This is a genomic window from Streptomyces griseomycini (genome assembly GCF_014203535.1).
GTDB lineage: Bacteria > Actinomycetota > Actinomycetes > Streptomycetales > Streptomycetaceae > Streptomyces > Streptomyces griseomycini.
Window position 1 is genome coordinate 407,211 of the sequence record NZ_JACHJI010000004.1, and the last position, 12,361, is coordinate 419,571.

The following is a 12,361-nucleotide window of genomic DNA, read 5'->3' on the forward strand; positions in this document are numbered from 1 at the left end:
CCGGTGCGGAACGGGCTTGCTGCGGCGGATGCCGCGCTGACGGAATCATGGACATGATCAAGAGGGCCGAGCCCTCCGTCCGCCGGTGAGGGAGGAGAGGGAGGACACCGGGAGCCATGGCTGAAGGCGAGCCGGCCGGCCCGGAGGGGGCGAAGAGGGCGCGGCGGATCGCCGGTGCCGCACTCCCGCTCTACCTGACGATGGTCGCCTCGTCCGCGGCGTCCCTGGTGGACACGGCCGTCCTGGGACGGCACGCCACGGCCTCGCTCGCGGCGCTCGCCGTCACGCTGGCCGTGTTCGGCCCGGCCACCGCCGCGGTCTCCGGGGCCATGCGCGGAGTCGTGCCGTTCGTGGCGGCCCACAAGGACGACGCCGACGAGCTGCTGCCCGTCCTGCGCAACGGCATGTGACTCGGGATCTGCGTCGGACTGCCGGGCGCCGCGGCGGTCGCCTCCGTGCCGCTGATCGGCAGGGCCGGCGGAGCGCCGCGGACCACCCTCGACGCGTTGGGCGCCTTCCCGTACCTCCTCGCCTGCAGCGTGCTCGTGACGTCGGCCGCCTCCGCCGCGACGTCCGCACTCGTCGGGCTCGGCAGGGGCAGGGCGGTGATGCGCTCCGGGATGGCCGGCACGGGCGCCGCCGTCGTGCTCCCGCTGGTCCTGGTGGGCGGCGTCGGTTCGTTCGAGGGGCTCGGTCTGCCCGGTGCCGGCATCGCCATGCTCGCCTCCGGCGCGATCAACGCCTCCCTGGCGCACCTCCAGCTGCGCCGGCACGCGGTGTCGGCCGGGAGGTCGCTGCGGCCGGGGCGTCCGAGTCCGCGCGAGGTGATCGAGCTGGCCGGGGTCGGCGTCCCGCTCGCGGCCACCGTGCTCGTCGAGTTCGCCGTCCTGGGCGTCCTCGCGTTCTCCGCGGCCCGGGTGAGCACCGACGGCGCGGCCGTGCACAGCATCTCCCTGTCCCTGGTGAACCTCATGTTCGGCGCGGCGGTGGCGGTGGGCCAGGCGACCGTGCCGCTCATGGCCGCCCCGGTGGAGGCCGGTGACGTACGGGAGGTCAGGCGCAGCGTCCGGGCGGGTGTCCTGGTGGCCCCGTGCGCCGTCCGCGCCCTGGCGCTGCTCCTGGTGGCGGCGCGCACCCCGGTGGTCTCGCTGTTCACCGAGGACACCGGCCTGCGGGACCAGGTGCTGGACCTCCTGCCCGTCGTCCTCCTCGTGGTGCTGACGGACGCCGTCCAGGCGGTGTTCGGCTTCGGACTGATCGGCATCAGGCACACCGTCCCCAGCCTGGTCGTCTTCGCGGTCTGCTACGGACTGCTCGCCCTGGTGGCGCTGCCCGTCGGCACCGCGGGCGGCCTGGAGGCGCTGCGGCTCTCCCTGACCGGCGCCGACCTCCTGCTGCCGACCGGACAGGCCCGCTCCTTCCGGCGCCGCAGCGCCGCACTGGCGGCGCCCGAGCCGGGCGCGGGCGACGGCGACCCGCCGTCCCGGGGCCGCGTCCGCCGGGCCGCGCCTGCGGGCCCCACCGAGGGGTCCCGCTCGTCGCCCCCCGGTGTCACCGCAGCGCCGGATGGTCCGCCACCACCGTGCAGGAACCGGGGGCGATCTCCGTGAAGCCCGCGTCGCGGACGGTGGGGAGGCCGCCGGTCACCAGGTCGCCCCAGCGGGACGGGTCCGCGGTGCGGACGGTGAGGGGGAAGCCGGCGGCGTGCCAGGCCGTGCGGTCCTCGTCCGGCAGTTCCCACCAGGCCAGCTGCGCGCCGTGGCCCGCCTGGGCCATGGCCTTGCCGGCCGACATGTCCAGGTCGGGGTTGAGCCAGAGGACGGGGGCGGCCGGGTCCGCCGGGGGCGGGGTCTCCGGGTCGTCGAGGTCGGTGCCGGAGACCTGGAGACGGGCCAGGTCCTTGGGCCAGCCGTCCAGGGGGACGGGCGGGAAGACGCGGACCTCCGCCGACTTGCCGGTGACGGTGATGCCGGGAAGGGCCTCCGCGCGGCGCCATTCCGCGCCGCGCGCCCGGCGCACCACCTTGCGGATCCGGGCGTCCTGCCAGTCCCGCACCGCCCGCGCCCACTCGCCCTCGCCCACCGAGCGCTCGTCGGCCAGCATCACCAGGACCGCGCGGGCCGCCGTCTCCAGTGCGTCCGTACGGGGCGGGGGCGCCGCCCGCTCGATGCGGACCACCAGGGGCAGGACGAACTGGGGTGCCTCGTCGCGGGCACCCGGGTCGGGGCGGAAGGGGCTGTCGGCGGCAGGCGTCTGATCAGTGCTCACGGGTCCAGTCTGCCAAGCGGCCGCGCACCGCCGTCAGCCCGAGCAGGACGTGCGCTCGGCCTCGCGCCACTCGCAGACCGGGCACAGGGTGACGCCCTTGTACGACTCCGGATACTCCGTCGGCTCCCGGCACAGCACGCACTCCGCGTACGGCGGGCCGTCGGCCTTCGGCGGCCTGGACACGTCGATCAGGCAGTAGTCGTCGTCGCTCATGTGTCCAGCGTAGGACGCTCAGCCCCGTCCGTCCGCCGCCCCGATCAGCTCGGAGACCTTCACGAACCGGTAGCCCCTGCGGCGCAGCTCCGGGACGATCGTCCGTACCGCCCGCTCGGTCGTCGGGGCCGCGCTGCGCGTGCAGTGCAGGACGACCACCGAACCCGGCCGCACCCCGTCCAGGACCTGCCGGGCCACCGCCTCCGCGTCCGTGGCGAACGCGTCGCCGCCGACCACGTCCCACTGCACCGCCGTGACGCCCGTCGGGGTCAGCGCCCTGAGCGCCACCCGGTCGTAGCAGCCGCCGGGGAAGCGGAAGTACGGCATCGGGTCCTCCACCCCGACCTCGCGGAAGGCGGTGTACGCCCGCTCCACGTCCGCCCGCATCCGGTCCGCGGGGACGGTCGGCAGGCCGTGGCAGCCGGCGGTGAAGGCGTAGTGGCTGTAGGAGTGGTTGGCGACCTCGAACAGCGGGTCCCGGCCGATGGAGCGGGCCTGGTCCGGGTACTCCTCGGCCCACCGGCCCGTCATGAACACCGTGGCCGGCACCTCCAGCGTCCGCAGGGCGGCGATCAGCCGCGGGTGGTCGAAGCGCTCGCCCGCCGCGGCCCTCGGGCCCTGGTCGGCGGTCATGTCGGCGTCGAAGGTGAGCGCCACCGCCTTGTCGCCGGGGGTGCGGGGGCCGTTGCGGAACACCGGGGTCAGGCCCGAGGGGCCCGGGGCGAGGGTGGGCGGCGACGACCGTACGGCGGGGGAGGAGGGGGCGGGGCGGGGCCGCTGCTGCGGGGGCTGGACGGTGGCGCAGGCGGTGAGCGCGGTGCCCAGGGCACAGAGCGCGGCCACGTGACGTACACGTGTGATCACCGTACGAAGATATGATGGGATTTGCCCCTTTCGTCGCGCCGCGTGCCGGGGCGCGGGCCGGTGTCACCCGGCCGGGGTACGGCTCCCGCGCCGCTTCAGATGTCCCGGCGCTCCAGCGGCCGGGTCGCCGGACCCTGGACGACCTTGCCGTCGGTGTCGAAGCGGGAGCCGTGGCAGGGGCACTCCCAGGCGCGTTCGGCGGAGTTGAAGTTCACCAGGCAGCCCAGGTGGGTGCAGCGGGCGGAGACCGCGTGCAGGGTGCCGTCCTCGTCGCGGTAGACCGCGAGCCGGTCGCCGTCGGCGCGGACCACGGCGCCCTCGCCGGGGGGCAGGGACTCCACCGGCGGCGAGGGGCGCAGCCGGTCGCCGACGAAGTGCCGGGCGACCTCGGCCTGGGTCTTGAGGAAGGACGGCGCCTCGCGCACGGCCGGAGCCAGCCGGCGCGGGTCGTACAGCCCGCTCCACGCGCACTCCTCGCCGGTGATCTGCGCGGTGAGCAGCAGGCCCGCCATCACCCCGCCGCTCATGCCCCAGCCGCCGAAGCCGGTGGCGACGTAGGCGTGCCGGGCGCCGTGGTGCAGCGGGCCGACCAGCGGCACGGTGTCGGTGGGGTCGTTGTCCTGGGTGGCCCAGCGGTGGGTGACCTCCATGTCGGGGAAGTGCTCGCGCGCCCAGGCGGCCAGGCGGTCGAAGCGGGCCCGGGTGTCGCCGGTGCCCGGGGTGAAGTGCTCCCCGGTGATCACGAGCAGGCGCCGGGTGCCGTCCTCGCCGTAGGGGGCCGTGCGCACCGAGTGGGTGTTCTCGTCGGGGGTGATGTACATGCCCTCGGGGTCCTGGCCGGCGGGGAGGGGGCCGGCGACGACCAGTTCGCGGCGCGGGGAGAGACGGGTGAACAGCAGGGCCCGGTCGAAGATCGGGTAGTGGGTGGCGACCACGACGTCCCGGGCGGTCACCGTGGCCCCGGACGCGGTGGACAGGCGGCAGGGCTCGCCCTCCTCCAGGCCGAGGACGGTGGTGTCCTCGTGGACGCGTCCGCCGCGCGCCACCAGGTCGTCGGCGAGGGCCAGCAGGAACTTGCGCGGGTGGAACTGCGCCTGGCCGGTCACCTCGACCGCGCCCGCCACCGGGAACGGCAGCCCGGTCTCCGTCGTGAACGAGGCCGGCAGCCCCGCCTCCCGCGCGGCCCTCGCCTCCGCGCGCAGCTCCTCGACCCGGCCCGCGTCACCGGTGAAGGTGTACGCGCTGCGGCGCTCCCACTCGCAGTCGACGCCGAGCTCCGTCGCGACGCCGGCGAGGTGCTCGATCGCCTCCGACTGGGAGCGGGCGTACAGGCGCGCGCCCTCGTCGCCGCGGGTGCGGCGCAGCTTGTCGTAGATCAGTGTGTGCAGGGCGGTGACCTTGGCGGTCGTGTGCCCGGTGACGCCGGCCGCGATCCGCCCCGCCTCCAGCACCGCGACGCTCCTTCCGGCCCGCGTCAGCTCCCACGCGGTGCACAGTCCGGCGATCCCCCCGCCGATCACCGCCACGTCCACGTCGAGATCCCCGGCCAGCGCGGCATGCCGGCCACCCGGTGCGGTCTGGAGCCAGTACGAGCCGCTGACCTGCTGCTTCTCCGTCATGGGCGTCGAGTACCCCGGTGCGCCGGGTTCAGTGGCCCCCTCCGCTCGGCCCCTGCTCCGTCCGCGCGTTCCGCTTGCGCGCGGGGGCGGACGGGACTATTGTACAACCAAATGGTTGTAGATGGAGTGGCCGCCGGATCCGGCGGCGCCGACGAGACCGTGGACCGGCTGTTCCACGCCCTGGCCGACACGACGCGCCGCGACATACTGCGTCGCTGCGTGCGGGACGAGCTGTCCGTGTCACGTCTGGCCGCGACGTACCCGATGAGCTTCGCCGCGGTGCAGAAACACGTCACGGTGCTGGAGCGGGCCGGTCTGGTCACCAAGCAGCGACGCGGACGGGAGCAGCTCGTGCGCACCGATCCCGACGCGGTGGGGCGCGCGCGGCAGGCCCTCGACGGACTGGAGTCGGCCTGGCGGGCGCGGGTGGACCGGATGTCCGGCCTGCTCGCGGACGACGACGCCGAAGCCGGCCCCGACGGCAACACGAGGAAAGGACCGGACGGATGACCGTCACCAGCGTGGACAAGGACGTCGACCACCTCACCCTCACCCTGATCGCCGACTTCACCGCCCCGGTCGAACGGGTGTGGCGGCTGTGGGCCGACCCGCGGCTGCTGGAGCGCTGGTGGGGACCGCCCACCTATCCGGCGACCTTCGAGGAGCACGACCTGACGCCCGGCGGGGAGGTCAGGTACTTCATGACCGGCCCGGAGGGCGAGAAGCACGGCGGCTGGTGGCGGGTCACCTCGGTGGCGCCGCCGACCTCGCTGGAGTTCACCGACGGCTTCTCCGGCCAGGACGGCAAGCCGGACCCCGGGATGCCGGCCACCTCGGTGCGGATGACCCTCACCAGGCACGACGGCGGGACCCGGATGGAGCTGCGCTCGGTCTTCGACAGCCGGGAGCAGATGGACCGGCTGACCGAGATGGGCATGGTCGAGGGGCTGACGGCGTCGGTCGGGCAGATGGACGACGTGCTGGCGGGCTGACCGCCGCGCCCGCCCGCACCGAGGCGGACGGCCGGGAGGGAGGACGCGGAGCCCTCCCGTCCCGGCCGCCGGGCCGTCACGCGGTCATCTGCGCCACGGCCCCGTCACCGCGAACGTCGTCCCGGGGTCGTAGCAGTTGACGTACATCGTCCGGCCGTCCGGGGAGAAGGCCACCCCGGCGAACTCGCCCCACTCCGGGTCCTCGGGCGTACCCGTGTTCTGGCGGTTGCGGGCCAGCGCGTAGACCTCGCCGCGCCGGGTGACGCCGTAGACGTGCTGGGCGCCGCCGCCGTCCTCGCAGACCATCAGACCGCCGCCGGGGGCGAGGCAGATGTTGTCCGGCGACTCGCCGGGCAGCTGGACATCGGTGTCCGGACCGAAGACGACCACCAGGGTGAGCCGGCGCCGGTCCGGGTCGTAGCGCCAGATCTGCCCGTAGTGGTCGCCCGCCGAACCCTCCGCGCTGCGGGCGAAGGACGACACGAAGTACACCGAGCGGCCGCCCCAGTAGCAGCCCTCCAGCTTCTGGGCGTGGGTGATGCCCTTCGGCCCGAAGTCCTGGTGGCGGATGGGGGTGTGGACGGCCTGCGGGTCCGGTACGTCCACCCACTCGACGCCGTCGAAGCGGGCGCCCGTCTCCCGGATCGAGGACAGGTCCGGCACCCCCGGCACCCGCATCGCCTGGAGCCGGCCGCCCGCGCGCAGCGAGCCGGTGCCGCCGAGCGGTTTGTCCGGCAGGAAGCGGTAGAACAGGCCGAAGGGCCGCTGGAAGGCGTCCTCGGTCTCGTAGACGACACCCCGCTTCGGGTCCACCGCGATCGCCTCGTGCTGGAAGCGGCCCATCGCGGTCAGGGGTACGGCACCCGTGCGGCGCGGGTCGGCGCCGTCGACCTCGAAGACGAAGCCGTGGTCCTTGGCGTAGCCGTTGGTGCCCGCCTTGTCCTCGGTCTCCTCGCAGGTCAGCCAGGTACCCCAAGGGGTCGGCCCGCCCGCGCAGTTGACGGCCGTGCCGGCCACGGCGACCCGTTCGGACAGCACCCTGCCGCGGGAGTCCAGGGTGAGCGCCGTGCAGCCGCCCTTGCCCGCGGGATCGTAGGTCAGGCCCTCGACCGCCGGCACCGGGACCCGGCCGGTGGCGCGGTTCTCGTGGTTGCGGACGAGGTGGACGCGGCCGTGCCGGCCCGCGAAGGCGGCCATGCCGTCGTGGTTGGAGGGGACCGGACCCTCGCCGGAGCGCAGTCGGTCGCCCTCGCGGGAGAGCACCCGGTAGCGGAAACCCTCCGGCAGGTCGAGCAGTCCGTCGGGGTCGGGGACCAGGGGGCCGTAGCCGCCGTGCCCGAGGCCCTGTGCGGCGGCGGTGCCGGCGAACAGTTCGGAGAGGGCGCCGGTGAACGCGATGCCGATCCCTAGGGCACCGGACCGGGCGAGCACCTGACGTCGTGTCGCGGGGGAGCCGGAGTCCGTGGCGGACCCGGCGGTGGACCCGGTTTCAGACATGGGGAAACCTTCCTGCTGGCGGACAGGAACTGTGACCCCGCCGTGTCTATCACCTGGTGCGGATCACGGGAACCACGCGCGTAGCACGTGTCACGGACCGGGGGCGCGGTCCCCGGGCTCCCCGAGGGCCTCCACCGCGTGCCCGGGCGGTGTCTGCTGGGCCCGCTCCGGTGTCTGCTGGGCCCGCTCCAGGAAGCGCAGCAGCTCCACCGGGAAGGGCAGCACGAGGGTGGAGTTCTTCTCGGCGGCGACCGCCACGATCGTCTGCAGCAGGCGCAGTTGCAGCGCGGAGGGCGTCTGGGCCATCTGCTGGGCCGCCTCGGCCAGCTTCCTGGACGCCTGGAGCTCGGCGTCGGCGTTGATGATGCGGGCGCGGCGCTCGCGGTCGGCCTCGGCCTGGCGGGCCATGGACCGCTTCATCGTGTCGGGCAGGGAGACGTCCTTGATCTCGACGCGGTCGATCTGCACGCCCCAGCCGACCGCCGGACTGTCGATCATCAGCTCCAGGCCCTGGTTGAGCTTCTCGCGGTCGGACAGCAGATCGTCCAGATCGCTCTTGCCGATGATCGACCGCAGCGAGGTCTGCGCCATCTGGGAGACCGCGAACCGGTAGTCCTCGACGTTGACGATCGCCGCCGCCGCGTCCACGACCTTGAAGTAGACGACCGCGTCGACCCGCACGGTCACGTTGTCCCGGGTGATGCCCTCCTGGGCCGGCACCGGCATCGTGACGATCTGCAGGTTGACCTTGCGCAGCCGGTCCACGCCGGGTACGACGAGGGTGAACCCGGGCGGGCGCACGTCACCGTGGAGCCGGCCGAGGCGGAAGACCACCCCGCGCTCGTACTGCTTGACGACCCGGGCCGCCGCGGCGAGGTAGACGGTGCCCGTGGCACCGACCGTGACGGCCGCGGTGAGCAGCTCCTCGAGCATGACGACCTCCCGTCCAGAGGTCCGCTGCGTACACTTGCATCCGCTCATGCAACGATATGCCCGGTATCCGGTCCTGGGCCATGCCGTCCGCGTCGTGCCCGACGGGCCGGCCTCCGGAGGGAGGTCACCCGGCTCCTCCCCTGACGCGGTGGTCCGTGAGGCGTGATGCCGTTCGGCTGGCAGACTTGCTGCTCGCCGTGGGGTTCCGGACGGGGGGCGTGATGAGCGGGCGCACGAAGGGGTGGCTGGTCGGCGGTTGGCTCGTGCTGACTGTCGCCGGTTGGTCGTTCACGGAATCGATCAACGATGGGATCGAGCCGACGTCGGGTCCCCGGCCGGAGCCGTCGTCATCGAGTTCTGCCCCGGAATGCCCGACGCCGACGCCGACGCCGACGGCCGACCCGGAGCGCGGCCTCACCGCCTACACCGGCAGGGAGCCCGATTTCGCTGCCACAGCGATCGTCTGCAAGACGTCAGGCTGACGCCACGCCCCCGGTGAGCCGTACGGCCCCGTGCCCTCGCGACAGCGGTGAGCGTCCGACTGCGTGACCACGCCGGTGCGCAGCGGCGGGCAGGCACGGGTGCCTACGGACCACCGGAGCAGGTGAGAACCGCAGCAGCTCGAGGTCAGGTGCCCGTCCAAGTCGCTCCGGGGCGAGGAAGCCAGGGGTTCGGGGCTCGCAGGGCCGGCAGGCGCGGTGCCGCTCGGCGGGGCCGACGCTTCCGCGGTCAGGCCGGGGCGGGCACGAAGCCGCCGCGGGCGGTGTCCGAGGACAGCAGGGCGGACCAGTCGAGTGCCTCGGGCAGGCGGTCCAACGACAGGACGACCGCTCCGCCGGCCCGCTCGGCGTCCGCGCACCAGTCGCCCATGCCGCTCGGTGCCGTGCCGTCGTCGGCTCCGCCGACCACCGGCGCGGCGAGAGCGGGGACGACGAGCCCGTGGTCCCCGGGCCCGTCCACGACGCACAGGGTGAGTCGGGGAACGATGCTCCAGCCCTCGCACAGGGGCACCGCGCCGTCCGGCGCGGTCAGGAGCGGCAGGGCGTCGTGGACGGGCGCGCCGGCCAGCAGGAGCACGGGCGTGGCCCCACGGACGAACAGGGTGTTCTCGGGATCCAGCAGCATGGGACCACTCTCGCAGGCCGGGGCATCGGGACGGCAAGGAGGTGCCGGGGCGGCCGATGAGCACGCGTCGGCCGCGGTCGTCGAACCGACGCCTGACATCCGTCGTCGACGTCGACCACCTCGGACATCGTCGTACCTCCTGGACGACCGGCGTGCAACGCGCGGCAGCGGGACGCCGCGTTCCCCGGCGTCCCCCGCGCCGTAGACGGACATGAACGCCTTGCAGTCGTTCGGGAGGCCGGTCCCCGGGGCCTCTTCGGCCGCATTCCGGTCCACCCGCTCGTCTGCCCCGTGGTCGGCGGACACCGGACTGAGCAGCGGCTCCGAAGAACTCCCAGCGGACATGACGCTCCTTCGGCCGGCCCAGGCGCCTCACCGCAGCCGTACGCACCGACACCCCGGTCGTGTCCGGCGGCACCTTCGTCGTCGCCGACCCCGACGGCAACCGCACCCGTCGACCGACGCGCCGTGCCCGCCGGTACGAGGCGCTGCGGCGGTCGGCCGAGCGCCGGGCCCCTGCGGCGTCTCCCGCCACCGCCCCCGGGTACGGAACCGCCGGATCACGCCTCCGGCCCGCTGACCTCCCGCTCGGGATCCGCCGTCGCGCCCGGGTCGCGGGGGAGTGCCTGCCGGGCCGGGCCGTGAGAGCGCATCCGCAGACCGGTCACCGCTCGGCGCGTGCCCTAGACGGCGGTGGCCGGCTCCTCGTTCTCCGGTCGCGCGGTCTTCCCGTCCCCGGTGACCCTCACCGGGGACGTGCCGGCCGCACCGTGCCGCTCGGCCCAGTTCTCCAGCGCCGTACGGCAGGCGTGGTCGAGGTGGTGGACCCCGGACAGGTCCAGTTCGACCGGGCGGTCCTCGGGCAGCGCCTCCAGGGTGTCGAGGATCCTCGGCAGCCGCAGGAAGGTCGCGTTGCCCGACAGGTACACCTGGATCGGTCCCGCGCCCTTGTCTATGACCTCCAGCTTCGCGTGCGAGGCCTGCCAGGCCGTCTTGACGACCGACAGGGCCAGACCGATCAGCACGCCCTCGAACATGTTCACCGCGACGATCGACACGGCGGTCACGACGAGGATCAGCGCCTCGCCCCTGTGACCCCGCCACAGCGCGGCGGTCTGGCGGAACGGGATCAGCTTCCAGCCCGCGTGCACCAGGATGCCGGCCAGGGCGGGCAGCGGGATCAGTGCCAGGGCCCACGGCATCGCGGCGGCGAACAGCAGCAGCCACACGCCGTGCAGCACACGCGAGGCCTTGGTCTTCGCGCCCGCGTTGACGTTGGCGGAGCTGCGCACGATCACCGCGGTCAGCGGCAGCGCGCCGAGCAGACCGCACACCGTGTTACCCGCGCCCTGGGCGATCATTTCCTTGTTGTACTCGGTGCGCGGACCGTTGTGCAGCCGGTCCACGGCCGCCGCGCTGAACAGGCTCTCCGCCGAGGCGATCAGCGCGAATGCGACGATGGTGCCCCAGATGGCCGGACTGACCAGCTCGCCGAACGCCTCGGCCCCCGGCGGCTGGACGACACCGAGCAGACCCTCCACCTGCACGGTGGCGACCGGCAGGCTGAAGGCCGAGGAGGCGACCGTGGCCAGGATCACCGCGGCGAGGGCGCCGGGCAGGGCCTGCACCCCCTTGGGCGTCTTCTTCCACAGCACGACGACGGCGACGGTGCCCGCGCCTATCGCGAGGGAGGCCAGGGCTTCCGTGCTGCCGAGGGCGTCGGCGAACGCCCCGGGCAGCCCCACGATCTTGCCTATGCCGGTCTCCGGCGCCCTCATGCCCGCCGCCGCGTAGAGCTGGCCTGCGATGATCACCAGGCCGATGCCGCAGAGCATCCCCTCGACGACGGAGACGGAGATCGCCCTGAACCAGCGGCCGATTCCGAGGAAGCCCATGGCGAGTTGGAGCAGACCGGCGAAGAGCACGATCACACCGAGCGTGGCCACGCCGAACTCGCTGACGGCCTCGAAGACCAGCACGGTCATGCCGGCGGCCGGGCCGGACACCTGCAGGCTGCTGCCGCGCATGAGCCCGGTGACGAGTCCGCCCACGATGCCGGTGACCAGGCCCACCTCGGCCGGAACGCCGGAGGCGACCGCCACGCCGACGCACAGGGGCACGGCGACCAGGAAGACGACGATGGAGGCGAGGAGGTCCTGCCTCAGATGAGGGAACTTCGACAGCATGGTCATCGGTTCCCTCAGAGCGCCTTGAACGTGTCGGACTCGGCGCGGTATTCGTGCACGGTCCCGGTGTGGACTTCGTAGTACCAGCCGTGCAACTGGAGTTCACCGGCCTCGATGCGCTGCTCGATGCACGGGTAGGAGCGCAGCCGCAGCAGCTGCGTCAGCACGTGGTTCTGCACGGCTTCGGCGACCGTCGGGTCGCTGGGATCGGTGCACTCGGGCTCGTCCGCGGCGTGCGCGAGCCAGTCGCGTACGGCGGGTACGGCCGTCAGGTCCTCGTGGCGCACCACCGCGCCGACGGCTCCGCAGTGGGAGTGGCCGCAGACCACGACGTGCTTGACGCCGAGCACCTGTACCGCGTACTCGATCGTGGCCGTCTCGCCCGCGGGGGCGGTGGTGGCGTAGGGCGGGACGATGTTCCCCGCGGTGCGCAGCTCGAAGAGCTCGCCGGGGCGGGCGCCCGTGATCAGGGCCGGGACGACCCGGGAGTCGGAGCAGGTGATGAACAGGACGTCGGGGGATTGCCCCTCGGCGAGGCGGGCGAACTCCTCAGGGCGCTGTCCGAACGTGCGGGCGTTGTCGATGAGGGGCTGCATCTGGTGATCCTCCTGGCGCGCAGTGGGGACGCGTCGGACGGGCACGACGAAGGTGGTGGGGGGACCCG

14 protein-coding genes are annotated in these 12,361 nt (G+C 73.8%); 5 read left to right on the forward strand and 9 right to left on the reverse strand.

The features are described 5' to 3' along the window. The first annotated feature begins 116 nt into the window (after window positions 1–116). Together FHS37_RS39305 and FHS37_RS13565 are read left to right on the forward strand one after the other, a co-directional pair. Window positions 117–410: a hypothetical protein gene (locus FHS37_RS39305; RefSeq protein ID WP_229889842.1), complete on the forward strand. Its 294-nt coding sequence runs from the start codon at window positions 117–119 to the stop codon at window positions 408–410. Between the two features lie 45 nt (window positions 411–455). Continuing rightward, window positions 456–1,610, forward strand: coding sequence for an MATE family efflux transporter (locus FHS37_RS13565; protein WP_229889841.1), 1,155 nt, complete (start codon window positions 456–458; stop codon window positions 1,608–1,610). On the opposite strand, the gene FHS37_RS13570 is transcribed toward FHS37_RS13565, so the two are convergent. The 4 genes from FHS37_RS13570 to FHS37_RS13585 form a co-directional block, all read right to left on the reverse strand. Continuing rightward, window positions 1,552–2,268 (reverse strand): aminoacyl-tRNA hydrolase, encoded by a 717-nt coding sequence (locus FHS37_RS13570; protein ID WP_184820682.1) that lies wholly within the window; start codon window positions 2,266–2,268, stop codon window positions 1,552–1,554. The genes FHS37_RS13565 and FHS37_RS13570 overlap by 59 nt on opposite strands. 33 nt (window positions 2,269–2,301) lie before the next feature. Continuing rightward, window positions 2,302–2,481 (reverse strand): hypothetical protein, encoded by a 180-nt coding sequence (locus FHS37_RS13575; RefSeq protein WP_184820684.1) that lies wholly within the window; start codon window positions 2,479–2,481, stop codon window positions 2,302–2,304. An 18-nt stretch (window positions 2,482–2,499) separates the two neighbouring features. Continuing rightward, window positions 2,500–3,345: a polysaccharide deacetylase family protein gene (locus tag FHS37_RS13580; protein ID WP_184820686.1), complete on the reverse strand. Its 846-nt coding sequence runs from the start codon at window positions 3,343–3,345 to the stop codon at window positions 2,500–2,502. Between the two features lie 95 nt (window positions 3,346–3,440). Further along, complete coding sequence (locus FHS37_RS13585) at window positions 3,441–4,964, reverse strand: FAD-dependent oxidoreductase (RefSeq protein ID WP_184820688.1); 1,524 nt, start codon at window positions 4,962–4,964, stop codon at window positions 3,441–3,443. A 111-nt stretch (window positions 4,965–5,075) separates the two neighbouring features. Here FHS37_RS13585 and FHS37_RS13590 point away from each other — a divergent pair, with 111 nt between their 5' ends. Further along, complete coding sequence (locus FHS37_RS13590) at window positions 5,076–5,474, forward strand: ArsR/SmtB family transcription factor (protein ID WP_184820690.1); 399 nt, start codon at window positions 5,076–5,078, stop codon at window positions 5,472–5,474. Continuing rightward, entirely contained in the window at window positions 5,471–5,956 is a 486-nt protein-coding gene (locus FHS37_RS13595; RefSeq protein WP_184820692.1) for an SRPBCC family protein, read from the forward strand. Before FHS37_RS13590 ends, FHS37_RS13595 begins: the two co-directional genes overlap by 4 nt. Before the next feature lie 84 nt (window positions 5,957–6,040). Here the strand turns inward: FHS37_RS13595 and FHS37_RS13600 are convergent, their stop codons facing one another. Then, window positions 6,041–7,453 carry a PhoX family protein gene (locus tag FHS37_RS13600; protein WP_184820694.1) on the reverse strand — a complete coding sequence of 471 codons (1,413 nt, stop codon included), beginning with the start codon at window positions 7,451–7,453 and terminating at the stop codon, window positions 6,041–6,043. A gap of 90 nt (window positions 7,454–7,543) precedes the next feature. After that, on the reverse strand, window positions 7,544–8,386 hold the full coding sequence (locus tag FHS37_RS13605; RefSeq protein ID WP_184820696.1) for a slipin family protein: 843 nt from the start codon (window positions 8,384–8,386) through the stop codon (window positions 7,544–7,546). A gap of 185 nt (window positions 8,387–8,571) precedes the next feature. On the opposite strand from FHS37_RS13605, the gene FHS37_RS13610 reads away from it, so the two are divergent. Then, the gene (locus FHS37_RS13610; RefSeq protein WP_184820698.1) at window positions 8,572–8,868 is read left to right on the forward strand and encodes a hypothetical protein; all 297 of its coding nucleotides are present in this window, start codon (window positions 8,572–8,574) and stop codon (window positions 8,866–8,868) included. Window positions 8,869–9,115: 247 nt separating this feature from the next. On the opposite strand, the gene FHS37_RS13615 is transcribed toward FHS37_RS13610, so the two are convergent. From FHS37_RS13615 to FHS37_RS13625, 3 genes are all read right to left on the reverse strand, one after another. Next, window positions 9,116–9,511: a hypothetical protein gene (locus FHS37_RS13615; protein ID WP_184820700.1), complete on the reverse strand. Its 396-nt coding sequence runs from the start codon at window positions 9,509–9,511 to the stop codon at window positions 9,116–9,118. A gap of 683 nt (window positions 9,512–10,194) precedes the next feature. Continuing rightward, the gene (locus tag FHS37_RS13620) at window positions 10,195–11,697 is read right to left on the reverse strand and encodes a SulP family inorganic anion transporter (protein ID WP_184820702.1); all 1,503 of its coding nucleotides are present in this window, start codon (window positions 11,695–11,697) and stop codon (window positions 10,195–10,197) included. A gap of 14 nt (window positions 11,698–11,711) precedes the next feature. Next, the gene (locus FHS37_RS13625; RefSeq protein WP_184820704.1) at window positions 11,712–12,293 is read right to left on the reverse strand and encodes a carbonic anhydrase; all 582 of its coding nucleotides are present in this window, start codon (window positions 12,291–12,293) and stop codon (window positions 11,712–11,714) included. Between the last annotated feature and the right edge of the window lie 68 nt (window positions 12,294–12,361).